Source organism: Sphingomonas sp. T1 (genome assembly GCF_902506585.1).
GTDB lineage: Bacteria > Pseudomonadota > Alphaproteobacteria > Sphingomonadales > Sphingomonadaceae > Sphingomonas > Sphingomonas aerolata.
Genome location: NZ_LR733875.1, coordinates 1,476,135 through 1,501,417 on the forward strand (window position 1 = coordinate 1,476,135; position 25,283 = coordinate 1,501,417).

The following is a 25,283-nucleotide window of genomic DNA, read 5'->3' on the forward strand; positions in this document are numbered from 1 at the left end:
GCGGCATTCCGACTTATCATTCTACATAGGCGATATTGAGGCGGGAAGCGTTTCTACTCCAGGCCGTCCAAGGAGATACCCCTGGCACAAGCTAATCCCGACCTCTCGCAGCGTTCGCAGCTCCTCGATCGTCTCAATCCCTTCAGCGATACACTGGATTCCTAAAGCTTCAGCGATCTTCACGACGCCGGCGACGATAGTGCGTTGGGCAGCCGACTCGTCGATCTTACGGATAAGCGCCATATCGATCTTTAGAATGTCCGGTTGTAGGCCGGCGAGCAGCCCAAGGCCTGCATAGCCAGCCCCGAAGTCGTCGATCGCTGTGGTGAACCCACGAGCGCGGTAGGCCTCAATGATGCGCCGAACATGCGCAATGTCGAGCATCCGTTCGTCCTCGGTAAACTCGAACATCAGCCGATTTGGATTAAAACCGACCCGGCGCGCTGCTGCGAGCGATGCGCGGATGCATGCATCCGGCTCGTAAACCGCGTTGGGCATAAAATTGATCGACAGCTTAGCGTCGCCATCGGGCGCAAAAAGCCGGCCGGCTAATTTGATCGCCTTGACGCGGCATGCCTGATCGAACTTGTAGATCATGTCGTGGCCAACGCTTGAAAGCACGTCACCAGCCGACTGGCCATCGACCCCACGGACCAGTGCCTCGTAGGCGAAAACCGCTCCAGTCTCGATATTGACGATCGGTTGAAATGCCATCGTGATCGCCATTCGTAACGGTGAGCTTGTCCGACAGCCTCGACAGGCATCGCCGAGCGGCAATGGTATGGATCGTTCAACATCTGCCGCGGAAATAGGAGAGTGCATCATGCCCAGTCTTCCAGCTTGCCCATCGCATTGCGCGGCAATGTGGCTCCAAACTTCAAGCTTTTGGGGCGTTCCGGCCCAGCTAGCCTATCAACGGCAGCTTGTTCTATACGGTCGGATAGCTCAACAGGATCGTAACGACCGTCCGGCACGATGAATGCCTTGAGGCGGCCATTGGCATGCAGCCGTACTGCGGCATCAGCTACCCCGTCGATCGTCCGCAACATCTCGGCCACTCGTGTAGGCCAAACATTGTGACCACCCACCTGAACGGCACCGTCGCGCCTTCCGATTGGGCGCATGCTACGGTCGCCAACCCGCTCAACATGATCAGGGAGGCTGTGCAATCCGCGATAGTCAGCGAGCTGCGAGTCGTTATTACCGAGAGGCAGTAGCTGCCATTTCGGCAGCAGATCGTACATCGTTGCGGGCAGCTCGCGCATGGCAATGCCACCGGTCTCCGTCGATCCGTAGATATCTACAAGACGGGTTAGGCCGGCCGCCAGCAGGTCTGCTGCGATCTCGTCGTTCAGCGGTCCGGCCGAGCTGACGCCCACGACATGATCGGGGAAGCGCGCGCTTAGGCGCTGTATTGACTGCCATTGGTCGGGCACCGCAACGATGAGATCGCCCGGGGCGAGGTCCAGCGCTGCGCCGATCGTCCGGGTAATCACAGGTAGACCCATCAATGCCGGCATCAGCGCAGTCCAGATGATGCCATAAAGATGATGAGCTGGTACCAGCGCCACGAAGCGACGACGCTTACTGAAGCGCGTAACAAGGTAAGCGGCCTCGGCGAGCAGATCGGTCATGGCATGAGCACAAGCGATCGGGCTGCCCGTTGAACCAGACGTTTTCACGATCAGGCAAGATTCGCCTGAAGCATGCCGACGCATTATCCAGTCGATCCACTCACCGACCGTCTTTGGTGGTTCTTGGCCAAGCATGGCGTCGTCGAGGTCGAACGTGTTTGCGAGCGCGCCGAGCGCGCCTAGCTGCTCCATCGAGTCCAGCCCTAGTCCCTTGTCCCCGATCGCCAGAGACTCTGACCAACCATCCGGGTGCAGGAGCGGCAGGTCCTTTCCACGAAGCCGACGGATCTCGGCAGCCACGACAGCACACGCGATCCGGTGGGCGGCAGCTCGAGGAAGCGAGCCCGAGGTCATGCGGCGCAGGCTTTAGGATGATAGACCCGGTTACGCCCGGCGCGCTTGGCGGCGTAGAGGCGTTCGTCCGCAAGAGCGGTTAGCGCGTCGATCGATCCGCCAGCCTCGTCGAGCGTGGCACAGCCCAGGCTTGCGGTCACCTTGAGTAAACCAGACGGTGTCTCGACCTCCAGGCCAGCGATCGCCCTGCGCATCTCCTCAGCTAGGAAAAGCGCTTGATCGCGATCATAGCGGGGTAACAGAACGCCGAACTCCTCGCCTCCGAGACGGGCGAAGATCCCACGTGGAGGAAGGAGCGTTGCACAGACGTCGGCAACACGGCAGAGCACGGTGTCGCCAACAGGATGGCCATGCGTGTCATTGACGGCTTTGAAGTGGTCCAGGTCGAGGACGATCAGCGAAATGGACTGCCGCAGCTCCCGCCAGTGCGCCTGCTCGCGCTCCATATTCTGAGCAAAATGGCGGCGGTTCGACGCGCCGGTCAGGTGATCGCAGGTCAGCATGCGACGCAGATCCTCACTTGCTGCCTCGCGTCGTGGCACATCCCGGAGGACAACCGAGAAACCGGATGGACGCATAAACTCCCCATCGGGCCGCGCCACGACGAGGCGCTGGCACCAGTAGCGTTCGCCATCCGCACGAAGCTGCCATCCCTCCTGAAGGTGCCAGCCGTCCCGCCCCGCAATCTCGACCTGCTCATCCAAGCGCAGATCGCCCCCCGCGGCATCGGTCTCAAGAACGTCCGCTAAAACACAGCCGGTGACGGCACCATGTTCGTGCCCCGTCTGCTTGGTGAAACACGCGTCGACGGAAGCGATGCGGCCAGCGGGGGTGATCGTAAGTGCGGCGTACTCGTTCACGCCGTCGAGAAGCGTCGCGAACCAGGTATCGGCCTGGCGTAGCCGATCCTCTTGAACAACCTGCTGGCTAATGTCGGCAACGGTAACCATCAGGCGATCGGCGCCGAGTTTCACAAGGGTGCAGGCGAGGACCTTGGGCACGTCCGTACGCCGATTGCCGCCTAGATCGACAAAGACGCGGTGCCCATCGCAGATCCTGCCTGTAGCGAGCGCATAGCTCGACACGATACTGCGCAATTCAGGAGCATGCTGCTCCAGTGCCGCAAACAGATTGCCGGCATCCCGAGCCCCTGCGAGCGGCAGCAGGTGCTGCATCGCATACGGGTTCATTAGCGCAATCTCGCCGGCCAGGTCGCATTCAATCAGGCCGACGGGACAGGCGTAGAGGAATTCTAGGAGCTGTTCCTCGCTCGACTTGTCGCTCATGATCGCGATCTTAACGTTCGATAAGGACGTAGCGGCGCGGCATCCCTGGTTGTGCCAGCAACCGTAGGCGAACCCTGGTTGGGCGCATCCGCAACGTCAGCACATAGGGTACGATGGCGTCGATGTTCGGCTCGTCGATAAAACGCTGTGCGACCATGAAGTTGTTCATGCACTGCGCCACCGCATCAAAGAAGGGCACGCCGACCACGGTCGACGGATCAAGCCCGGACATCCGCGCCTCGGTGGCGTTGTAGGTCTGGACGATGGTGTCCGGCCCAAAGCCGACGACACCGAACGGCAACGCGTCGCGCTCCTCGAAGCTCATTGCGTCGAGAGCGCTGAGGGTCACAGCTTCAAAATTCTCTTCTGTTACCGACACGATGAGCTCCATTCCCTCGCCTCCCATACCTGAGCACCATTAAGCATAAGCTAACACCACCAATTGCTTGAGAATGCAGCACTGCCTCAGCATGTCGCAAATTTGCTATAGACTGTGTGAAAACCCGGTCTGAGGATTCCTGCGGATCGCTGCGCATGGTATGTTTCTGGCATGGCGCATCTGTCTGGAACGGGCCGCTCGCAGCTCCTGCTGCTGCCCGAAGCGGTGGATGATTATGTCGGACCGGACAATCCGGTGCGGTTCATCGAGGCCTTTGTCGACGGGCTCGATCTTGGTGCAGCCGGGTGGCGGTCCACGGCACGCGCATCAAGGCGGTCAGCAATAGGACCCGGAACTTCACCCGGGCATCGCTGGCCAAGTTCATCCAGGACGCCGACGAGAAGCTTGCTGGCTACATGAAACGGCTTGATGAGGGGGATGCCGATGAAGAGCGCACGTCGGGCGGCGGTTCGGGCGGCGCTGACGGCAAACTGGCTGAGAAGATTGCCGCCATCCAGGGCAATCGCGATCGTCACAAGGAGATGCTTGCCGAATTGAATCGCCGACCAGATCTCGCTGACCGATCCGGACGCCCGCGCGATGGCGCGCATGACCAAGGTGGGGGTCGGCTACAACATCCAGCTTGCCGTCGACGTGAAGCACAAGCTGATCGCCGAGCAGGCGGTGAGCAATGAGGTTCTCGACCTGGGCCTGCTCGCCCAGACCGCGACAGCGGCAATGGAAGCGCTCGGCGTCGAGCGGATCGAAGCGGTGGCCGACCGCGGCTACTTCAAGATCGAGGACATCGAGGCCTGCGAGGCGGCCGGGGTTACCGCCTATGTGCGCAAACCAATTCGCGGCCCCGCCGTGCGCGAAGGCTTCTTCGGCAAGCACGTATTCCGCTACTAGCTGACCGGGACGTCTTCGTTTGCCCAGCCGGGGCAGCGCTCTCGCCGCGCTACCGGAGCAAGTCGCGCGACAATGTGAAGATTGATTATGCCAACCGCGATGCGTGCAAGGCATGCTCGTTGAGATCGCGCTGCACTCAGTCATTCCGCCGCGTCTCTGGCCTGGAGAACGAGGCCGTTGTCGACCGCATGGCGGCGCGGTTGGCGGCCAGGCCTGACATGATGGACCACCGGCAAAACAGCGTCGAGCATCCCTTCGGCACTATCAAACAGTGGATGGGTCAGAACGCGTTCCTGATGGGCAGGCTCGAGAATGTTTGCGGCGAGTTCAGCCTGATCGCGCTCGCCTACAACATCCGATGGGCCATTACCCTGGTCAGTGTCACGGGCCTAATCGCTGCAGCGAGGGCGTAAACCGGTCTTCTCGCGCCCCAGAGAACCGCTTGGCCTCGGATAAACGGCTTCTGGAGGCCCCAAGGCGGTCCAAGGGCAGCATCATGCCTTGTTCGGCTTGGGCGCCCGCTCGGATGGATACCCGTCACCGTTCAGGCCGCTGCTCACGACTCTCCACTCGCTCTGCACAAGTTTTGCGTCAGACGAGGGCAGGAAGATTGTTTTTTGAAAGACCTAGTCAGGCAGGGTGGGCTGGGACTGGTGAAGGTATCGTTGAGTGAAATCAGCCACCGCTGTAAGTTTAGGCCAATCATGAATTGTCACCGTCCGCTTCATCCCGCTAATGAGGCCATCATCGCGAAGTATTTTTAGCATTCTATTAATATGAACAGCAGTTAACCCGGTCGCGTCGCCAAATTGTTCCTGGGTCATTGGCCATTCATAGGTCTGGTCTTTGCTAATTCCTGCGGAATCTTGCCGCACTGCTATCTCGCATATCAAGTGTGCTACACGTTCAAGAGCTTTACGCCGACCGACGTTCAGCAGCCACTCTCTGGATATGGAGGCATCCATTAGTATATACAACCAAACAGCATGCCTGATTCTGGGCCGTTTTTCGACCAAATCAACAATTTCTTGCTTAGGTATTAAAGCTACTGTGACGTGAGTTAATGCCTGGACATCGTGATCGGCCTCGTCGAGAAAGCTATTTTGAACGTCGACTAACTCACCTTTCAGGTGAATCGACAAGATTTGTCGGGAACCATTACCACTGGTTTTCATACGACATACAAATCCTGACAAAATCAGGCAACAATTTGTGGCAATATCACCCTGACGCACCAAATACGTGCCCGGCTCAAATTTTGCGACCCGGCGTGGCAAGGCTAACAGCATACCCGTATCGACGGGATCGAGAGGTGAGCGCTCGGCTAGCTTTTTGATAAGCGGTGCAAGCAGCCTCGTATCAGGTGCGGACAGAATTTTGCGCCTTGCCAGAGCAAGAAGGTATCTCGCTATTTAACCATTCTTATCATATATAAGGAATAGAAAAGCAACCTGTATTGTTAGAAGCCGACGGCATATTGGCCTTAAACCGACCTTAATGGCGAAACTCACACGTTGTGCATCAATCTAAGGACGGCACAAAAACACCGGCTCTGACGTGATGGCGTGGACGGCCCCTGCACTAGCGTAGCTGTGCAATACTGCGGTCGTTGTAGGTCCACGTCTAGGAGTCGGCAGATGAAGCAGAAGGTTGTCACCGTTGGGTTGGATTTGGCGAAGAGCGTTTTTCAGGTGCACGCGATCGGCAGCGACGGTGCCGTTCTGGTGCGGCGCAAGCTACGGCGCGCAGAGGTAATCGGCTTCTTCGAGGATCTTCCAGTGGGCCTGGTCGGCATAAAGGCAAGTGCCTCGGCCCATCACTGGGCTCGGGAGCTAATAGCGTTGGGGCATGAGATACGGCTAATGCCGCCCGCCTGTGTGAAGCCCGATGTGAAGCGCGGGAAGACCGATGCAGCCGACGCCGAGGCAATTTGCGAGGCGGTGACGCGTCCGACGATGCGGTTCGTTGCGGTGAAGGCCGTCGATCAGCAGGCGGTGTTGATGCTTCACAAAAGCCTTGGCCTGATGGTGCGCCAGCGGACGATGCTGATCGACGCGCTTCGAGGGCACCTGGCTGAGTACGGTGTCGTGACAGGTGTCGACACTCCAGCGAGGTCGACTGCCTCGAAGCGCAGATACTCTTGTGGCACCGAGCCGACGAGACGAGCCGACGGCTCGTCACAATATCAGGCATCGGTCCGATCACCGCGTCCGCAAATATCAACGGCAGTGCCAGATGCCTCGCTGTTCCGATCCGGACGGCAATTCGCATCATGGCTTGGACTTACCCCGCGAGCGAAAAGCTCCGGCGGCAAGGAGAGGATGGGCGGGATCACCAAACAGGGTGACCGCTATATGCGACGCCTGCTCGTGGTCGGCGCTACGGCGGTCATGCGCATGGCGCGCAAAGATGCCGCTCGCCAACCTTGGTTGGCCCAGCTTGTCGAGCGCAAACCGGCGAAGATCGCGATGGTCGCGCTCGCCAACGAGACAGCGCGCATCGCTTGGGCGGTGATGTCGCGTAACGAAGTCTACGCGGCGTCCGCCGCGTGACCGCTGTCCGTGCCGCTGGGTAACGCCTGGGGTAGGATGGTGTAGGAGTAGCTGAGTAGTGATGACAAACCGGTCAGACCGGGGGCCGGCAAAATCTAGGGGGGCACAGCGCTTCAAGCGCGATGACGTGATTAGGCAGGCGGCCTTCGGACTTCATCAGCGCCAGCAGCCATGCGGTGCTGCGCGAACAGGCCGAACACATGGATGCACCCGACCGATGCTCATCGTTGCACAAAAGCTCTTGCGCCGAAGGGGGCGTCCACACATGGTCCTTTAGATAGCTGACGACCGCCAGCTCGCGTCCGTTAAGCGTGGCGTCGCCAAGGCCGTACACGCCTTCGTCCGTCTCGATCTTCAGCGTGACGAGGTTGCGTCCCGGACAGGTGAAGATGACGCGGGCGGCCGTGATTATGGGCACTCTACATCCTCGTCTGACGGTCGATCAGGCTGGTAAGGCGTAGCGCTTGAGGCGGGATCGTCGGAATATTCGAAGTAGTGGAAATGGTCGAAGGCGGCGGATATGGCTGCCCTAGCGAGATCCTGACACGCCATGCCGACGAACGCGCCGGTAAAGTTGGGAAGGCCCGGCATGGTCGCTTCATCCGACAAGGATCAGAAAGCCAGTGAGCGGCACTCGACTGCGGGACGGACGGTTCTTATGGAAGACCACCGTCGATCCTGACCGATGCGGTCGGAAACACCCCATATCGCGGCGACATAGGGAAGTCTTGTTGTCTATGCTGTCGCAGTCGCGGGCTTTCGAGAATACAGTCCGTAAAGCAGGATCAGCGCGTAGCATATCGCAGGCAGAAGCAACGCGAAGTGCAGGCTGCCCGACTTGTCCGCCAGCATCCCCGTCAGATACGGTACGATCGCACCACCGACGATCGCGGTGGCGATGACGCCCGAGCCTTCCGCCGCGCGCTTGCCGAGACCTTCCGAGGCAAGGCTGAAGATCGTCGGGAACATTACCGCGTTCATCAGACCGATCGCCAGCAGCGCCCAGCCCGACACTGCACCCTCGGTGTTCGCCGAGAGCAGGATCAGCGCCAGCGTGCCCGTCGCAACGCCCGCCAGGACCTTGCCCGGCGACACCTTGTTCAGCACGTACGCGCCGACGAACCGGCCGACCAGCGCGCCGCCCCAGTAGAACGGCACGTGCTTGCCCGCCGCGACGTCGCTCAGGCCCATCACGCTCGGCTGCATCAGATAGTTCACAATCAGCGAGCCGACCGCGACTTCGGCGCCGACGTACAGGAAGATGCACGCCGTCCCCATCGCGAATCGTGGACGCTTGAGCAGCGTGAACGCGTGGAAAATGCTGCCGGTCTGGTCCTGCTCCTCGTTGAGCCGGTTGCGACGGGTCCAGACGACAGCGGCGACGATCAGCAGCGCGATCGCAAGGCCGATATAGGTGTGCACGACGGTCCGCGACGACTCCGTCCGGTACGCGTCGAGCGCGGCACCGGTGAGCTTCGACGAATCGACCGTGGCGAGACCACCGAGGATCAGCGCCGAGCCGACATACGGGAAGATGGTGGTGCCGAGTGAGTTGAACGCCTGCGCGAAGGTCAGCCGGCTCGAGGCGGACTTGGGATGGCCGAGCGCCGAGATCAGCGGGTTGGCGACGACCTGCACCACGGTGATGCCCGCACCGAGCACGAACAGCGCGAACAGGAACATGCCGAAGCTCGCCTGTCCCGCGGCCGGGATGAACAACAGGCAGCCCGCGGTCATCGTCACGAGACCGATCGACGCGGTCCGCATATAGCCGGCCTTGCGAACGATCGCGGCGGCAGGGATCGAGAACAGTGCATAGGCGAGGAAGAACGCCGACTGGACCAGCATCGCTGTCGCATGGTCGAGCGTGAACAGCTCCTTCATCTTGGGGATGATGATGTCGTTCAACGAGGTGATGCCGCCGAAGATGAAGAACAGCGCGAACACGAACACGCGCAGGTCGGGCGCGTCGTAGCCGTGACTGGCGTCTCCCCCGGCTGTTGCGGTGGATCTGGTATCGACGTGCACTTGAATTCCGCCCCTCATTATACTGTCGGGGCGGCATAAGCCGGGGCGGCCACGCGTGACAATGCCGACCGCGCGCTTGGCCTCTCGTGTGAGCGATAACACCGGGGAATGCGAAGCTGAATGCCTTCAGATAGGATAGACAGGACTGGCTGGATCGGTGAACGGAACCAAGTCGAGTACGGTCTATCGGCGTAAAGACAGGGAGACGACCAGCAGACCAGCCGTACTGATTGTTGGATGTGCCAGAGCCCCAAATCAACTGACAATCGTAAGCCGGTTTCAGTGGCGCCAGTGCCATCTCAAACCGCCTGTGTTGCGAGGCTGCCGGAGATAGGCCTCCCGCCGATCGCGATTGTCAGTCGAAGCCGCCGGTCCACGCACGACGACCGTTCAGTCACATCGCACTGCTGCGGCGACACCTACCGTAGTCCACTTCCGCCGGATCCGAACAGCGGGAAACGGTCTTGACGGGCGGGTTTGACACTGCGTCCCGCCCCTAGCCATTCGGCCGCCTTGTGATTGACTCCGAACATGCAAATCGCACTATTAATTAAGAAAATTGCATTTGCCATTTGAAGATGGTTGCGGTACCAAGAGCTCGCCTTTCAGGCATCCTCTCCTAAATCACTCTACGGGTCGCTTCTGCGACCCTTTTTTTTGGGTTCACGAGATAGGGCTAATGCGCCGCTTTTCGTTTTCCCGGGTCCAAACCGATACGGTCGACTTCCTGTGCGCACCGTTCAAGCCGGAGCGTCGGTCACCACTTCGGCAGCTCGTCCTTGGTGACGTAGCGCTCCGACCGGTAGTATTCACGTAACAAGGCGGGCGCGTTCTGCTCGGGGTCCTGCAGCCAACGCGTGTGCCACGTCATGAACCACGCCCAGTCCGCCTCGGGGCCCAACGCGGCGGGATCTGGGATCGGTCCGTTCTCGTGCAGGCAGATCGGGACGGTATCCCCGACGATGCGCTTCACCTGCGCGAACAGCCCGGCCTGATTGCCGTGATCGGCGACGTAGATGTCGGCTCCCGCAACATCGACGCGGTCACGGCCGGGATAGTATGCGGGGTCGATGTTCTGCCCTGCCCAGCCGAGCACCCAGATCAGATTGTGCAGTCTGCGGTCGACGACGAAGAAATCGTACATGGTCCGCCACAGCGCCTTGAACGCATGCGGTCCGTGCTTTCCCCACCAGAACCAGTCGCCGCCGAACTCGTGGAACGGGCGCCACAACACGGGTATCCTACGATCACGTAGGACCGTGAGCAGATCCGCGACATGCGCCATCTGCGCCATCATGGCGACGTTCTGCGGGGTGCCGGCGACCAGCGCACGTGCGACGTCGAAGTCCCTTTTGGAATTCTCGTACCCGCTGCCGATGTCCGGCGCACCCCAGTGCCAGCAAAGACTGACGATCCCGCCCGAACGATGCCACGCCGTTGCGCGCTCGTTCACCGCGATTTGATCCTTCGGTTCGATGTAGTCGAGACCGAGCAACGCCGGCTGACGTCCGGTGACACGCTGGATGTAGTCCAGTTCGACGCGTGCCCCGGCAGGGGTGAAGTTCTGTTCCTGTTGCCCGGTGAGCGTCTTCGTGCCGTAGATCGACCAGATGTACCTATACAACGCCCGCGCTTCCAGCGACGCGCGCGGGTCGCTGAGCGCGCGCGCCGGGACAGAAGCACTGACCGTCTTGGCGATGGCCGCGTGCGGCACCAGTGCGAATGCCGTCGCCGCTGCCACCATCTCGCGCCTGTTCACGTGCATCGATTTTCCCTTCTTGACGGTCAGCGGACGCCACAGCTGACCGGGCCTGGCGGTGCGCTGGCGATGCGGATGCTCGAGACGTCGATGCCGAGCGCGCCCGTCGTCGTCAGCGTCACGGGCTTGCTGACCTGTGCCATCTCCACCCCGCCCTCTGCGAAGCAGCGGAGCGGCACCGCGATCTGCCGCCAGTCGCTGCCAGCCGGCTTCATCGCGCCGGTGATCGGGACCGTGGCGGTCTTGCCCCCCGTCATTCCCAGCATCACCTCGCCGGTCGGTGCGGTCGTCACGCGGTAGTCCACGAGCAGACTCAGCTGACCGTTCGATTCGCGGGTGACGTCGATCGACTTGGCTTCTTCGATCGATGCGCTTCCAGCACTGGCGAAGGTGAACCGCAACGAATCCTCCTGCGCCACCCGATCGACCCGGGTCTGCCGGACCTCACCCGCCACGTCGAGCCGGCCGCCAGCGACGACGCGGCCACGTACGAACAGAGCGTTCTGATCGGACGCCACGCCCTTCGGCCGTGTCTCGTCCAGTCTGGCGATCGTCCTGGGCGCGGCATAGGTAAGGCCGTACCCGATCGGAAACAGCGGATCGTAGCCGGCGTCGCGTCGGTTCAGAACATACTGATCGAGGCGCTTGGGCCAGGAGAAGCTGAGCGTGCCGTGGAAATCATGCGCCGGCTTGCGGTCCTTGCCCGCGATCAGCACGTCGGCCACGCCGCCGCCCTCGGTACCCGGCAGGAACGCCGCGACGAAAGCATCGGCTGCGTTCAGTTCCGGGTTCACCCATAGCGGTCGCCCCGACAGGAAGACCGCGACGGTCGGTACCCCGGCCGCCTTGAACTTGCGGAGCAGCGCCAGATCGGACTTGTCGTCGGGGCTGTATTCAAGCGTCGGTCGATCGCCCGTGAACTCGGCATAGGGGGCCTCGCCGAAGACCACGACTGCGACGTCGGGCTTCACCTGATATCGGCCATCGATGGACAACGTTGCCTTGCCGCCGCCAGCGTTCACGGCCTGTTCAATGCCGGTGAAGATCGATTCGCCGTTGGGAAAGTTGGCGTTGGTCACGCCCGTTCCCTGCCAGGTGATCGACCAGCCGCCCGACTGCCGACCGATATCGTCCGCGCCGCGCCCGGCGACCAGGATGTTCGCCGACGAACTAAGCGGTAGAACGGCATTGTTGTTCTTGAGAAGAACCAGCGATTCACGGACCGCCTGGCGCGCCACCGCGCGATGCCCGGGTGCGCCGAGCAAGTCGAACTTGCCCGCGAGCGGTCGCGTCGAGGGCCGTCCGGCCTCGAACGTACCGGCTAGCACCTTCACCCGCAGGATGCGGCGCACCGCGTCGTCCAGTCGCGCGGCGGGAATCGTGCCGTCCTTCGCCTCGCGCAGCGTATTGGCATACAACTGCTTCCAGCCCGGTCCCGAATACATGAACATGTCGAGACCGGCGTTGATCGCCGGCGCACAGTCCTCGTTGGTGCACCCCGGTACCTGGCCGTGCGCATTCCAGTCGCCGATCGTGAATCCGTCAAAGCCCCAGCGATCCTTCAGCACCCCTGTCAGCAGACTCCTGTTGCCGGTCATCTTGGTACCGTTCCAGCTCGAAAAGCTGGGCATCACGGTTAGAGCTCCTTCGACCAGCCCACTGCGATAGCCCGCAGCATGGACGTCCCGCAGCACGGCTTCGCTGGCGCGCGTGTCCCCCTGGTCACGACCGCCAGTGCCGCCGTCGCCGAGGAAATGCTTGATTGACGCGATGACGTGGCCGGTCTTCATGAAGTCACCGCCGACGCTGCCCTGGATGCCCTGGACCATCTGCCCTGCATAGGATTCGACGATCGCCGGATCCTCCGAATAGCTTTCGTAGGTGCGCCCCCAGCGATCGTCCTGCACGACTGCGACCGTCGGCGCGAAGCTCCAGTCGATCCCGGTCGCAGCGGTTTCGGCGGCAGTCGCCGCGCCGATCCGGCGGATCAGCGCAGGGTCGCGCATGGCGCCCAGTCCGATGTTGTGCGGGAACAGCGTCGCACCGACGATGTTGTTGGCCCCGTGCACGGCATCGGTTCCCCAGATCACCGGCACGACCGGCCGGCCGTCGGAGCGTTTGACCGACGCGTCGTAGAAGGCGTCGAACAGTTTCAGCCACTCGCCCGCGGGTGCGAACTCGTCGTTGTTCGGCGCGGAGTTCCCGCCGTTCAGGATCGATCCGAGCTTGTAGGTGTCCAGATCCTTCGGCGTGATCGAGGCGATGTCGACCTGCAGCAGCTGACCGACCTTGTCGTCGATCGACATGCGCTTCAGCATCGCATCCACTCGCGCCTCGACACGCGGATCCCGGTGACGCTTCAATGGCAGCACGGGCCAGCTTTCCGGGTGCGCCACGGCCGATAGCGGGGCGGCTTCGGTGGACGGCTCCTGCGCTTGCCCTGCGGTACCGAGCGCGATCGTCACCAAGGCTGCTGCCGACATAATCTGCTTGACGCGCATATCTCTCTCCCGTTCGCCTACCGCGCTTTGCAGTCGGTCTGACCGCCAGGAGGCTCAGCTGTCAACATTCATCTTTCAAATTGCTTTTCTTCGTGGGGGCGGCTTAATTCCCTCGGCGACGCCTTACCGGCGCGGGGGGGGAATTGCATGAGCAGGCGCCGAACGATTGAGACCGTGGCATCGCGGTTGCTGCGCACGATGTTCCTCGCGGCGGGCGTTGTCGTCGCGGGCCAAGGTGCGTTGGCGCAATCGCCGCCGCCGCCGACCGTCACGTCTCCCGATGGTCGTGTCGCAGTGACCCTCGGGAAGAATCCGCAGGACCAGCCGAGCTATGCCGTCGCCGTCGACGGCCGGTCGGTGATCGCACCCTCCACGCTCGGTTTCGAGTTCGAACGGTATGCAAAGCTAGCCGGCGGCCTGCGAGTCGAACGGATCGAGTCCAGCCTGGGGGAGGACCGCTACACGCTTCCGGCCGGCAAGGTTGCGAGGGTCGCACAGGGCTATCGTCAGATCGTAGTGCATTACGTCGAGCGAACAGGTGCGCACCGCCGGCTTGATCTCATCGTCCGTGCCTATGACAGCGGGATCGCGCTTCGATATGCCGTGCCGAAGCAACCGGGACTCTCCACCTTGCGGATCGTCAACGAACTGACGCAGTTCGCCTTCCCGTCCGACTATGCCTGCACCGGGCTGAACCTCGGCGGAGCGGGGACGAGCCACGAGGGCGAGTATGATCCGGTCCGCGCGTCCGGAATTCGCCCCCACAACTCATACGAACTGCCGGTGGTCTGCGACACTGGTGGCGACGGCCCTGCCGTCGCGATCGCCGAGGCGGCTGTCGAGAACTGGCCAGCGATGGCCCTCACGGGCACCGAAACGGGCGATCTCGGCGTAGCCGCGAGGCTTACCCGGCGGATCGACGATCCCTTGGTGGCCGTCGTGGCCGAGGTCGGCGCCGGTATCATGTCGCCCTGGCGCGTCGTGATGATCGCGGCGAACCCAGGCGCACTGATCGAGAACACGCTGCTGACCAGCCTCAACCCCGCACCGGTCGGGGACTTCAGCTGGGTCAAGCCCGGCAAGACCGCGTGGGACTGGTGGTCGGGCCCTGTGCTGCGTGGCGTTCCCGTGGCCGGGTCGAACGACGCGACCGAGCGCGCCTTCATCGATTTCGCCGCCTCGCAAAAGCTCGCCTACACGATGGTGGATGAGGGCTGGTACGTGAACAGCGGTGGTGGTCCCATCCTGTTCCCCGGCGCCGATCCTACGCGAACCGTTCCTGAGATCGATCTCCCAGGCCTCGTCCGCTACGGCAGGATCCGAGGTGTAGGCCTTATCGTCTGGATGCACTGGGCGCTTCTCGATCGGGACATGGAGCGCATCCTCGGCTTCCTCGAGCGGACCGGCGTGAAGGGAATCAAGATCGATTTCATGAACCGCGACGATCAGGAGATGATCGCCTTCTATCACCGCGTCGCGGCGGCAACTGCCCGGCATCACCTTCTGCTCGACCTGCATGGCGCGACGCATCCGTGGGGCATGACGCGAACCTGGCCCAACTTCCTGACGCAGGAAGGCGTTCTCGGCGCGGAATACGGCAAGTGGACGAAGCGGATCACCGCCCGCCACAACATCACGCTCGCCTATACGCGGATGCTGGCCGGACCGATGGACTACACGCCGGGCGGCTATCGCAACGCCACGCCAGCGACGTTCGCCATCGCCGCTACCGGCCCGCAGACGCAGACGACGCGCGCCGCCGAACTCGCCAAATACGTCGTGTTCGAAAGCCCGCTCCAGTCTGTTGCGGACAGCCCCGACGCCTATCGCGGCCAGAAGGGCCTCGATTTCCTGAGCGCGGTGCCGGCCAGCTGGGACGAAACGCGATTCCTGCAAGGCACGCTCGGTCGGGACATCGCGGTCGCACGCCGTCATGGCACCCGCTGGTATGTCGGGGCGATGACCGACGCACCGCGCACGTTCGCTCTTCCGCTCTCATTCCTGGGTGCCGGCCGATATACGGTGCGGACGTGGCAGGACGGCGTCGCGCCCACCGATCTCGTCACCGAGGCGCATACCGTCGTCCCGAGCGACACGTTGTCGCTCGTCCTGTCCTCATCCGGCGGTGCCGCCGTCATACTGGAGCCCAAACCGTGATCCGCTCGACGACCCGCCCGTCAATTATCGCCATGCTGCTCATGGCGTGCGCCACCCCCGCTTCCGCTCAGGCCGACGATGCCGCCAAACAGCGTGCTGCGGCGGAGGCGGAGGAGCGGCTGCATCAGGACTGGCCGTGGCTCGGTCGCTATCAAGCGGCAAACGCAGCCCTCGAGCCGGTGACGGCCCCGCGTATCGTCTTCATGGGCGACTCGATCACTCAGGGCTGGATCGACAAGGTGCCCGGCTTCTTCAGTGCCGGTCGGCTGGATCGGGGGATCGGCGGACAGACCACGCCCCAGATGCTGCTCCGTTTCCGGCAGGACGTGATCGCGCTCAAGCCAGCGATCGTGCAGATCATGGGCGGCACGAACGACATCGCTGGCAACACGGGACCGATGGCCCCCGAACAGACGCAGGCGAACATCATGTCGATGACCGAGCTCGCCCAGTCGCATGGGATCCGCGTAATTCTCGCGTCGATCCCGCCGGCCGCGAATTTTCCGTGGCGCCCGGGGCTTGCCACCATACCGCGGATCGCAGCGATGAACGTCTGGCTGAGGACTTACGCGGCGAGCGTCGGCGCGACCTATGCCGACTACTGGAGCGCGCTGCACGACGGCGACGCACTGCGTCGTGAATGGACCTATGACGGCGTACATCCCAACGAGGCGGGCTATGCGGTGATGGCGCCCGTCGCCGAGAAGGCCATTCGCGCCGCGATGGCCGCGTCCCCGAGAGGCCGTCGGTCGTGATCGCTGCGTTGCTGATTTCTCTGGCCGCTGCCGGGAACGTGCCGGTCGTGGGGAATCCGGTCGCACGGCACCCGGTTGCCGGGGGACCGGTCGTCGTGACCGATGCGGGGCCAATCCGCGGCGAGGCGCTTCCCATTGGGGGCGGCGTCTTTCGCGGCATCCGTTTCGCGGAGCCGCCGATCGGGCCTCTTCGCTGGCGACCACCGACTCCGCCGCGGTCGCATACCGCTATCGTTGACACCGTCCTCGACCACGCCGCCTGCCCGCAGCCGGTCTACGGAGACTGGAACCGTGCAGCGTCCGCGACGGGAAGCGAAGACTGCCTGTTTCTTGACGTCCGGACGCCGCGGATCGCGACGACCGCGCTGCTGCCGGTACTGGTATGGATACACGGCGGTGGTAATCGTGGTGGAGCCGGCAGCGGCACGGCTGAATCGCACATCACCGATGGCGGCGTCGTGGTGGTGTCGATCCAGTATCGCCTGGGCGCTCTGGGTTTCCTGTCGCACGTTGCGTTATCAAACGAACAGGCCGGCATCTCCGGCAACTACGGGCTGATGGACCAGCAGGCGGCGTTGCGATGGGTACGTGGCAACATCGCCCGGTTCGGTGGTGACCCGGCACGCGTCACCATAGCCGGGGAGTCCGCCGGCGCGCAGGACGTGGGGCTGCATATGCTCGCACCGGCATCACGCGGACTGTTCGCGCAGGTGATCGCCGAGAGCGGCACTGCGGGCTTCGGCGTTGCACCGCGATCGCTTGCTCAGAACGAGGCCTTGGGCGCGGTCATCGCGACGCGCGCGGGGCTGGCATCCAAAGCTACCACGGTACAATTACGGGCACTCTCCGTGCCTGCCATACTCGCGGCGCAGGAGGTGAACGCCAAGGACCTGGCGCAGGGGATCGACCCGAGCTTCATTTGGTTGCAGGCCGTCGCCGATGGCCGCGTGCTACGCGAAACGCCCGCGGTCGCGCTCGCAGCCGGGCACGTTGCGCGTGTCCCGACGATCATCGGGGTGAACGCGAAAGAGTTCACGGGCTATTCCGGCACGGACCCCCGCCCCGTCATAACCCGCGAGTTTCCTAACTCCATGTCCCGCGTCCTTTCCGCCTATGGACTGACGGGCCCCGGTACGCCAGCAACTGACCCGCGGCTGGGCGACATCGCGATGCAGCTCGGCACGGACGTCGTCTTCCGGTGCCCGACGATCGCGGTGTCGAAGGTGCTGGCCGCTCGCGGTGCCCCGGTCTGGCAATATCAGTTCGACTATGCGCCACCCGGTGGCGAAGTCAGCCATGCCAGCGAGGTCCGCTTTGTGTTCGACCGTCCCACGGCAGGGCAACCTCCTCTTCAGGCCTATTGGCTCGATTTCGTCAGAAGCGGCGATCCGAACGGTGGCAGCCGACCGAACTGGCCACGCTACGATCTCGCGCAGCGAGCATACCTGCACTTCGCGCAGTCCGGCCCGACGGCCAAGACCGATCTCAGGAGTGCCGTCTGCGAGGGACGCGACACCCCCTGACGGCACTTCCCGAAGGTAAGGGTCCCGCTCAGGTCGCGTCGAGATCGATGACGAACACGGGACCCAGATCGATGACCGCCTTGGCTCCGGCGAGATGGACGACGACGGTGGCTGCGTCCGCGGCGAAATCGGACGGTGCGACGCCCTTGACGTCGTACAGCTTCCACACCGCCCCCACTTGCGCCGGTCCACTGGCGACGGTCGCATAGCCCGGCGCTGGACCGATGACGCCGAAGAACGGGATCGGCGTCGTCGCGTAGCCGGTCAGTTTGGGTGCACGGGCCCATACCGCCACGACGATGCGGTGTCCCTTAACGATCGGCTTGCTCAGTGGGGAGACCGCCTGCACCGAGTAGTTTTCGGGGCCCTTCTCGCTAACCTGCACACGCAGCGCCTGCCCGCCCACCACCCCGGAGTCCTTGATGCGCTTGGTGGTCTGCGCCGCTCCGCTGACGTTGTAGTTCAATCCCGGCTGGTTGATTGCTCTCTTCAGTATGTCGTCCTGCGCCGGCGCAGCGCTGGCTGCGAAAATACCCAAGGTTATCGAAATCGTACGTATCATTCTTCCCCTCCTCATCTTGCGCGTCGGCTTGCCCGACTACGCCGAAACGTTCTCATGCGCCCCGCACCCCCGGACCATGCCGGACGCGGTGGTTAAAGACCCAAGGCGACGCTTGGCGCCCGCCAATCAGCAGATCCGCCATTCCGACTAAGACGGGAGGTTCTGCTAAGCGCCCGCGTTGGCTTGACAAAGGCGATCATGATTTCGCGAAATCTGCCTGGCGGGGTGCAAATGTCAAATTGAATTATGTAGTCGCCGGGTTGCCGCGAAGGTGGAAATGCCGGTAGCGTGATGACATGATCATTTACGCATCAAGGGGCGTACCGGCGTGACGCAGTCACGGACCGAGCGCGATCCCCTGAACGCCGCCCCTACGGAGACCAAGGTCGCACGCCTCTCCCGCAGCCTTTCAGGAACGAATCTGGCGCGTGCTGGAGACTACAACCTTCGGACCGTCCTGCAGGCGGTACGCCTCGCGCCTGGTACGACCCGGATCGCGATATCGCGTCAGACCGGACTGACCGCACCGACTATCGCCAACATCACGGGGCGCCTCGTCGACATGGGGCTCGTGCGTGTGACCGGGCGTAGACAGGGAAAACGTGGGCAGCCAGCGATGCAGCTCGAGGTCGAGCCAGATGGGGCGTTCGCGATCGGATTGAACATCGATCGCGATCATCTTACCCTCGTCACGCTCGATCTTGCAGGAACTATCCGCAGCCGCGTCACTTGCGAAGAATCGTTCGCCTTGCCCGAGGACGTCCTGAGTTTCGTCCGGTCCAATCTCGAGGAGGCGATACTGCAAGGCGATATCGACCGGTCACGTATCCTGGGGATCGGCGTCGCCATTCCCGACGATCTCGGTCGCATACCATTGCCGCATCGGCCCGCTGCCTACGATCGCTGGAACGATGTCGACCTGACGAAGATGCTCGCGGCCGAATGGCCTTGGCCCATCCACTGCGACAACGACGCTGCCGCCGCTGCCCTGGGCGAAGCCGAATATGGTACGGCGTACGACAACCCCAGCTTCTTCTACATCCTGATCAGTGCAGGACTCGGCGGCAGCGTCGTGATCGATCGAAGCTATCACCGCGGCGCCACCGCACGATCCGGAGAACTGGGGCTCATGCCCGATCCGGAAGCCGGGGTCGGTGCGATCGTCCAGGATACCGTATCGCTGTCCGCTCTAACCGACCGGCTCGAGGCGGCGGGACACCCGATCGCGGGCGTCGACGAGCTGGAGCACCTGAATGCGGATGCGATGGGTGTCGTCGACGATTGGCTTGCTGACGCAGTGCGATCGCTGACCCAACCGTTGACAGCGGTGAACTGCCTGCTCAATCCTGATGCCGTCCTGATCGGCGGACGCCTGCCGATGGCGCTCATCGAACGGCTGGCGGACGAACTGACGCGGTCGATGAGCGCGTTGCCGTTACCGTCGCAGGCGAAGATCATGCCCGCGGTACTGGCCCAGGACGGACCCGCTGTCGGAGCGGCAATCCTTCCGTTCCTCGACGCATTGCTGCCTTCGGACGCGATCCTGATCCAGGCGGGTCGGTGAACCCGCTCCGTCCCGGATAGCATACGCGCTCATTTGCACATCAAAGGGAGATATCATGCGATGACGACAATGTTGGCGAACGTCTTGGACAGGGGGATCAGCACGACCGGGCCGCTCCTCGATAAGAACGTCTTGGTGATCACTCGGCATTCGGGGGTCATACGGATCACCCCGCTTCCCGACGGGAAAGGGCAGAGCGATCGGCGGGTCGCTGCAACGACTTATCCAAGCGTAAATTCATGAACCGAAAGACCATGTTCGGCGCCATCGTTCTGGCGATTGCCGCTCCGGGTTCTGCGCGACGCATTCCGCCGCCTGCCACTACGTGCATCGATGGCGAGAGGATCGTTTCGCGACGCGCGCAGGTCCCTGACGCGATCGACTTCACGCTGACGGGGGGGAAGACCTATCGCAGTCGGATCGGTCCGTCGTGTGCGCATCTGGCCGAACTCGACCGGACGTACCTGCTCGTCCTGGAGGAACAGCAGGGCCGCAGAATATGCGGTGGCGACCGGTTCCGACTGATCGATGCCGTCGCAGCGCGATCGGGCGGCGGCGGCGGCTTCCCCTATTGCCGGTTTGGGCCATTCGAACGCGTGACGCCGTCGCGCTAGCCGTCGTCCAGCATGCGCTTCAGGAAGCCGCGTATCGAACGTGTACGTTGCGGCGACGGTGGACCCAGCACGCCGCGCGCCGACGCGGGCAGATGGTCGGCGACGTGGGACGCAGCTTCGTCGAACACGTAATGATCGAACCAGCTGCGAACCGCAGCGCGTTCAGCCGGCGGCAGGTCCCGAACAGCCAGGACGGCGTGCATCAGTGCGCCGAACGGAGAGACCTCCGGTTGCCCCCACCAGTAGTTGACCAGCACGTTAAGCGGACCGCTGGCCTTCACGTCGTGCCACCAGAACGCGGGGATGAACAGCGCGTCTCCCGGTTCCAGTTCGGCGACGACCATCGACTCCATCGCCTGCGCGAAGCGGGGATAGCGATCGAGATCGGGCGCTTCCAGATCGACCATGCTGGTGGGTTGACCCGCGATCGTGTTCTCCAACGGCCCGATGTACAGGTTCGCCGTCTGGTCCGCGGGGAACAGTGCGAAACGCCTGGTGCCCGCGACGACGGCGGCGATGTTGTGGGAACCGTCATAGTGCGTCGAGGCGCGGCTCGCATTGCCGATCCACAGGCGGGGCGTCGCATCGGGCAATTCGAACGGCAGCGGGTTGGCTTCCGCCCAGCCGGGATAATTGTCGGGTGCGGAGGCAGATCCGGCGTACAACGCGGGCGCGTTCGGATTGCCGGCTTCGGCCACGAGGGCATCCAGCAGCAACGGCAGCATGACCTGCGCGTTCTTGAAATTGTAGCCGGTGTGGTCGTTGCTGTAGAAGAAGCGACGTTGACGTGCGGCGAAGCTGCGAAGACCTTGGCAGGGCGCCCGCCGTCGAAACGAAGGATGTAGTCCGCAGTCGCGCGCGGCCCTCGCGACGATGCAGTCACTGCAGGCCACTCCGCAACGAGACCGCGGAGCACCACCGGGCGGTAGGTGGGTACGATCTCGCTCTCGAAACGCTCGGGGGTCACGTGCCGGACCTCCTCGACACGGTTGGCGCCCGCTAGAACGTCCATCGCCATCAGCACCATCGCAATCGTCCTCGGTCCGTCGCTGCAATACCGTGCAGATCGCTGAGTGTCGGCAATCGCGCGTTCCTCTTAGGATGTCTGCCGTTCGGCGATGCAGCGTCGACCACGCTGCCAAGCAATGTACCGGCATGAGCGATCCACCGACGGATCGCCCATGCCGCGCGCATCAGTAGGTCAGGCGCACACTGAACTGGAACTGCCGGTCGCTCTTGAACGCAGTCCGTGGTGCGGTCAGTCCATCTGCGTTCAACAGGAACCGGGTCTTCGTGGTTGCGTCCAGAATATTGTTGCCCTGGATACCGATCTTGAAGTTCTTGTTCACGGTGTAGAACAGCGACGCGTCGACCTGTCCGGTAGGTTCGCTGTATACAGGAAGGAACGGGAACAGTTCGTCTCGGTTGTTCAGCAGGAACTTCGACCGCCAGCTATACGCAACGCGCGCGTAGATGCCGTACTTGTCATAGAAACCGGCGACGTTGAAGTTGTGCTTCGACAGCAGTGCCAGCGGCAGGTTGTTGTACAGACCCGTGATGTCGGTTGGCGGCTGGTTGCCATCGCCCTCGAACGGAGTGGGATCGCTGGAGGCCCTGAACGCCGGTGGCGAGGTCTGGACGGTACCGGCGTCGATGTACGTGTAGGTCGCCTGCATACCCAGTCCGCTCAAGGCACCCGGCAGGAACTCGTAGGTCTGCTGATACGAGACTTCCGCACCCTTGACGTCGGTCGATCCCTCGGCGTTTGCCGGCCCCGTCAGCGCCAGATCGTAGCTCGACCCGTTGTTGGCAAACGTCCGAACGAAGCCGCTGTTGTTGACGATGACGTCGGTCAGCTTCTTGTAGAACAACGTACCGGTCAGCTGCCCGACCTTTGCGAAATACCATTCCGCGGTGAAGTCGAACTGGTCGGCCTTGATGGGTTTCAGGTACGGGTTCGCCGCCCGAGCCTCGAACACGCCGTTCGAGCCGTTGAAGTTCAACGACACGAAGTTCCGGAGGTCACCGAAATTGGGCCGGGTGATCGCCTTCGAACCCGCAAAGCGGACCAGGAACTTCGGTGTGATGTCCAGACGGAGGTTCAGACTCGGCAACCAGTTGTCGAACTTGTTCACCGCATTCTGCGGGACCGACTGCCCGTTCGCGAATGCGACCGCCGCACCTTGTTGCCCGGCAGTGACCCCTGGCCGACATAGTGCCGGAACCTGCGACGCATTCGGAAGCGTGCCGTCGTCGCGTGGACCGGTCTGTTCCGCGCAATACGCGGCGAAGCTGCCGAAACCCGACGGTAGTACCTGTGAAGTCTGCGGGAAGTTCACCGCGCCGGCGGCGACGTCCTTGGTATTGATGTACCGAAGACCGATGTTGCCGACGAGGCGCATTCCCGAGCTTCCGAAATCGTGTCCGAAATCGGCGCGGACGTAGGCCGCACGCGTCTCTTCGGAATTGTCGTAGATCTCGTTCGAGAAGAAATAGCCGTTGATCAGGTTCGGGTTCTGCGTCGTCCGACCGTTGACGACTGCACCGCCCCGATCCTCGATCGGCGTGTAGCTGAAACCGTTGAGCGGGTCGCGGACGCTGCGCAGAAGCGCGGTCAGCGCATCATGGTTGGTGATGACGGCATCGGACAGGAATAAGGCCGGCGGAACCGAAGAGCCGCCACGGAAGAAGTTGGGGAAGCTGGCCGCTTCCGTACTGTTCGGCGAGGCGCCCAATGGGACCGGTCCCTCGTCCGTCCAGGTCGCCGACAAGGAGCCCCAATTGTTGTAGTCGTTGGTCCGCACCGTCTGCGACCGCTTCGACCAGCGGCCACCGGCACGTACGCCGCGCAGGAAGCTGTCGTCCGACATGTCGTACTGAATGTCACCACGAAACGCATATTCATGGCCGTCGTTGATCGCGCGATTGTTGTAGGCATCGTTAAAGAAGATGTTGTTCGGCGCGGTGAAATATGTCGACGAGTCGAAGCCCGGCGTCACGAACGCGATCTGCGGTGTCTTGCCCGTCAGGTCCAGCGACAGGTTCGAGAAGGTATAACCATCGACGATGTCGTCGATGCTGCGTGACTTGGCCTCGGTATACTGACCGTCCAAGTTGATATGAAGGCGGTCGGCGGGCGACCACTTCAGATTGAGCGCAAAATCCTGTGTCTTAGTCCGAGTATCATTGAAGCGGTTTGTCACATACGTATTGTTGCCGTTCGGGTTTACGAACTGGCTATAGTCGCAATAGGTGCTCGTGTACGGAGAACCGTCGTTTGGGATGACGCAGGCCTGGCTCGCCGGTACGTTATGCGCCTGGCGGTTGTTGAGCCGAGAGATGGTTCCACTGGTGAACACGCCGTCATCGTCGAAGGTGTAGTTGGTGCCGGCCAGGGGGAATGTCTGTCCGATATCGTTGTAGTAGACAGACGATTCAATCGAGCGATCGATCCAAGACGTACGTGACTCCGCACGTAGATACTGCGCTGTCGCGAGGAAGCTCCGGTCGGCGCTCTCGAACTGGCCGGACGCCGTGATGCTGTTGCGGCGGGTGTTGAAACGCTGGGACCGTATGCCGCCGCCGCTCGGGGTATAGACGGTGTCAACACCAGGAGGCGTCTGGAAACTGTCGCAGATGCGGATCGCGTAGGGCTGGCCCGCATTGATGATGCGGCCTTCGTTGGGATTGTTGCCGTCGCAGGTTACGCCGTCGTACTGCGATCCCTGGAAATCGCCGTTTACTGCATAGCCGTCGACCCCGTCGGACGGCGCGTTGAAGCGCGGCAGGAAGCCCGAGGTGAAGATCGAATCAGCGCGGCTGTACTGTTGGAAATAGCTGCCCCCGACGAGAAGGCCGAAGCGACTACCCCCGCTCGTGTCCCACTGCTTGCTGAACAGACCGACGAGCGACGGCGCGGATCGCTCAGCGAGATCGCCATAGCTCGTTCCACCCGCTAGGTAGATCAGCGTATCCTTGCTATCGAACGGCTTGCGCGTGTTGATGCTGACGGTGCCCGAGATGCCCCCTTCGATCATGTCGGCGGTCAGGTTCTTGAACACCTCGATCGATCCGGCGAGCTCGGCGGGAACGTCGTTGTAGCCGATCTCGCGCCCCGCGCTCACCGCGAACGCGTCGCGGCCGTTGAACTCGCCACGCGAATAGGTGAGACCACGGATTTGGACGCTTGATCCCTCCACGGAGAAATGCTGGGCGTCTGCGGCGGATGCAAACCGCGTGATCGCCACGCCCGGCACGCGCTGCAGTGCTTCATTGATCGAACGATCAGGCAGCGCGCCAATGTCCTCTGCGGTGATCGCGTCGACGACGGTATCGGCGTTGCGCTTGAGCGCCTGCGCATTGGCCAGCGATTGTCGGATGCCGGTCACGACGATGTCGTTGCCCTCGCCTTCCGCGGTCGCGGCCGGGGTACTGATATCGGCTGGCGTCACCGACGACTGGTCGGCCCGGCCCTGGACTGCGATATTGGTCGAGCCCGAGACGGGCTTCTTGATGCCGCTGCCAGCGGCGGACTGGCCGACGGTCGCCTGCTGCGCAACCGCAGCATCGCTTTCGCTCGCGCCGGCGGTCGACTGCGCCCATGCCGCTTGCGAAGCGCAGGTGAGCGCGATGACTGACGCGGTCAGCGCCAGACGATGGATATGACGGCCCTCGACCGCACGTGCTGCAAAGCTCGACATCACCCC

General features: G+C 62.6%; 20 protein-coding genes and 2 pseudogenes. 8 read left to right on the forward strand and 14 right to left on the reverse strand.

Annotated features, from left to right (window positions below; translation table 11 throughout):
• Nucleotides 1-21: 21 nt before the first annotated feature.
• The 5 genes from GV027_RS06625 to GV027_RS21205 all read right to left on the reverse strand — a co-directional run bounded on the left by GV027_RS06625 (nt 22) and on the right by GV027_RS21205 (nt 4,264).
• On the reverse strand, nt 22-714 hold the full coding sequence (locus tag GV027_RS06625) for an EAL domain-containing protein (RefSeq protein ID WP_201302664.1): 693 nt from the start codon (nt 712-714) through the stop codon (nt 22-24).
• A 107-nt stretch (nt 715-821) separates the two neighbouring features.
• Nucleotides 822-1,988: an AMP-binding protein gene (locus GV027_RS06630; RefSeq protein WP_159511350.1), complete on the reverse strand. Its 1,167-nt coding sequence runs from the start codon at nt 1,986-1,988 to the stop codon at nt 822-824.
• Complete coding sequence (locus GV027_RS06635) at nt 1,985-3,274, reverse strand: sensor domain-containing diguanylate cyclase (RefSeq protein ID WP_159511351.1); 1,290 nt, start codon at nt 3,272-3,274, stop codon at nt 1,985-1,987. Before GV027_RS06635 ends, GV027_RS06630 begins: the two co-directional genes overlap by 4 nt.
• 10 nt (nt 3,275-3,284) lie before the next feature.
• On the reverse strand, nt 3,285-3,665 hold the full coding sequence (locus GV027_RS06640; protein WP_159511352.1) for a phosphonate transporter: 381 nt from the start codon (nt 3,663-3,665) through the stop codon (nt 3,285-3,287).
• A gap of 221 nt (nt 3,666-3,886) precedes the next feature.
• Nucleotides 3,887-4,264, reverse strand: coding sequence for a hypothetical protein (locus tag GV027_RS21205; RefSeq protein ID WP_201302586.1), 378 nt, complete (start codon nt 4,262-4,264; stop codon nt 3,887-3,889).
• Between GV027_RS21205 and GV027_RS21210 the strand changes: the two genes are divergently transcribed.
• Nucleotides 4,263-4,562 carry a hypothetical protein gene (locus GV027_RS21210; RefSeq protein WP_236559076.1) on the forward strand — a complete coding sequence of 100 codons (300 nt, stop codon included), beginning with the start codon at nt 4,263-4,265 and terminating at the stop codon, nt 4,560-4,562. The genes GV027_RS21205 and GV027_RS21210 overlap by 2 nt on opposite strands.
• 74 nt (nt 4,563-4,636) lie before the next feature.
• Nucleotides 4,637-4,975, forward strand: coding sequence for a transposase (locus GV027_RS21215; RefSeq protein ID WP_236559077.1), 339 nt, complete (start codon nt 4,637-4,639; stop codon nt 4,973-4,975).
• 213 nt (nt 4,976-5,188) lie between these two features.
• Here the strand turns inward: GV027_RS21215 and GV027_RS06650 are convergent, their stop codons facing one another.
• Nucleotides 5,189-5,851: a Crp/Fnr family transcriptional regulator gene (locus GV027_RS06650; protein WP_159511353.1), complete on the reverse strand. Its 663-nt coding sequence runs from the start codon at nt 5,849-5,851 to the stop codon at nt 5,189-5,191.
• Between the two features lie 348 nt (nt 5,852-6,199).
• Here GV027_RS06650 and GV027_RS06655 point away from each other — a divergent pair.
• Nucleotides 6,200-7,114 (forward strand): annotated as a pseudogene (locus GV027_RS06655) (IS110 family transposase).
• Nucleotides 7,115-7,376: 262 nt separating this feature from the next.
• On the opposite strand, the pseudogene GV027_RS06660 reads toward GV027_RS06655, so the two are convergent.
• The 5 genes and pseudogenes from GV027_RS06660 to GV027_RS06680 form a co-directional block, all read right to left on the reverse strand.
• Nucleotides 7,377-7,532: pseudogene (locus GV027_RS06660) on the reverse strand (bifunctional D-altronate/D-mannonate dehydratase); the annotation flags it as partial.
• Entirely contained in the window at nt 7,523-7,723 is a 201-nt protein-coding gene (locus tag GV027_RS06665; protein WP_268893553.1) for a hypothetical protein, read from the reverse strand. The gene GV027_RS06665 and the pseudogene GV027_RS06660, both read right to left, overlap by 10 nt.
• 126 nt (nt 7,724-7,849) lie before the next feature.
• Nucleotides 7,850-9,160 (reverse strand): sugar MFS transporter, encoded by a 1,311-nt coding sequence (locus GV027_RS06670; protein WP_159511354.1) that lies wholly within the window; start codon nt 9,158-9,160, stop codon nt 7,850-7,852.
• Between the two features lie 739 nt (nt 9,161-9,899).
• Nucleotides 9,900-10,901 carry a glycosyl hydrolase gene (locus tag GV027_RS06675; RefSeq protein ID WP_236559079.1) on the reverse strand — a complete coding sequence of 334 codons (1,002 nt, stop codon included), beginning with the start codon at nt 10,899-10,901 and terminating at the stop codon, nt 9,900-9,902.
• 26 nt (nt 10,902-10,927) lie between these two features.
• Nucleotides 10,928-13,402, reverse strand: coding sequence for a glycoside hydrolase family 3 protein (locus GV027_RS06680; protein ID WP_201302589.1), 2,475 nt, complete (start codon nt 13,400-13,402; stop codon nt 10,928-10,930).
• 147 nt (nt 13,403-13,549) lie between these two features.
• Here GV027_RS06680 and GV027_RS06685 point away from each other — a divergent pair, with 147 nt between their 5' ends.
• The 3 genes from GV027_RS06685 to GV027_RS06695 are packed head-to-tail and all read left to right on the forward strand — an operon-like array spanning nt 13,550 to nt 17,837.
• On the forward strand, nt 13,550-15,559 hold the full coding sequence (locus GV027_RS06685) for a glycoside hydrolase family 97 protein (protein ID WP_159511355.1): 2,010 nt from the start codon (nt 13,550-13,552) through the stop codon (nt 15,557-15,559).
• A 41-nt stretch (nt 15,560-15,600) separates the two neighbouring features.
• A complete protein-coding gene (locus tag GV027_RS06690) occupies nt 15,601-16,314 on the forward strand; it encodes an SGNH/GDSL hydrolase family protein (RefSeq protein WP_236559319.1) in 714 nt (237 codons plus the stop codon).
• On the forward strand, nt 16,311-17,837 hold the full coding sequence (locus GV027_RS06695; protein WP_236559080.1) for a carboxylesterase/lipase family protein: 1,527 nt from the start codon (nt 16,311-16,313) through the stop codon (nt 17,835-17,837). The genes GV027_RS06690 and GV027_RS06695 overlap by 4 nt, the downstream gene beginning before the upstream one ends.
• 28 nt (nt 17,838-17,865) lie before the next feature.
• Here GV027_RS06695 and GV027_RS06700 read toward each other — a convergent pair whose 3' ends face one another.
• On the reverse strand, nt 17,866-18,399 hold the full coding sequence (locus GV027_RS06700; RefSeq protein ID WP_159511356.1) for a hypothetical protein: 534 nt from the start codon (nt 18,397-18,399) through the stop codon (nt 17,866-17,868).
• 328 nt (nt 18,400-18,727) lie between these two features.
• Between GV027_RS06700 and GV027_RS06705 the strand changes: the two genes are divergently transcribed.
• Together GV027_RS06705 and GV027_RS06710 are read left to right on the forward strand one after the other, a co-directional pair.
• Nucleotides 18,728-19,963 carry an ROK family transcriptional regulator gene (locus tag GV027_RS06705; protein ID WP_159511357.1) on the forward strand — a complete coding sequence of 412 codons (1,236 nt, stop codon included), beginning with the start codon at nt 18,728-18,730 and terminating at the stop codon, nt 19,961-19,963.
• A 239-nt stretch (nt 19,964-20,202) separates the two neighbouring features.
• Nucleotides 20,203-20,577 (forward strand): hypothetical protein, encoded by a 375-nt coding sequence (locus GV027_RS06710; RefSeq protein WP_159511358.1) that lies wholly within the window; start codon nt 20,203-20,205, stop codon nt 20,575-20,577.
• Here GV027_RS06710 and GV027_RS06715 read toward each other — a convergent pair.
• Both GV027_RS06715 and GV027_RS06720 read right to left on the reverse strand, forming a co-directional pair.
• Nucleotides 20,574-21,734, reverse strand: a complete 1,161-nt coding sequence (locus GV027_RS06715; protein ID WP_236559081.1) for a cupin-like domain-containing protein — start codon at nt 21,732-21,734, stop codon at nt 20,574-20,576. The genes GV027_RS06710 and GV027_RS06715 overlap by 4 nt on opposite strands.
• Before the next feature lie 36 nt (nt 21,735-21,770).
• The gene (locus tag GV027_RS06720; RefSeq protein WP_159511360.1) at nt 21,771-25,277 is read right to left on the reverse strand and encodes a TonB-dependent receptor; all 3,507 of its coding nucleotides are present in this window, start codon (nt 25,275-25,277) and stop codon (nt 21,771-21,773) included.
• Nucleotides 25,278-25,283 lie beyond the last annotated feature (6 nt).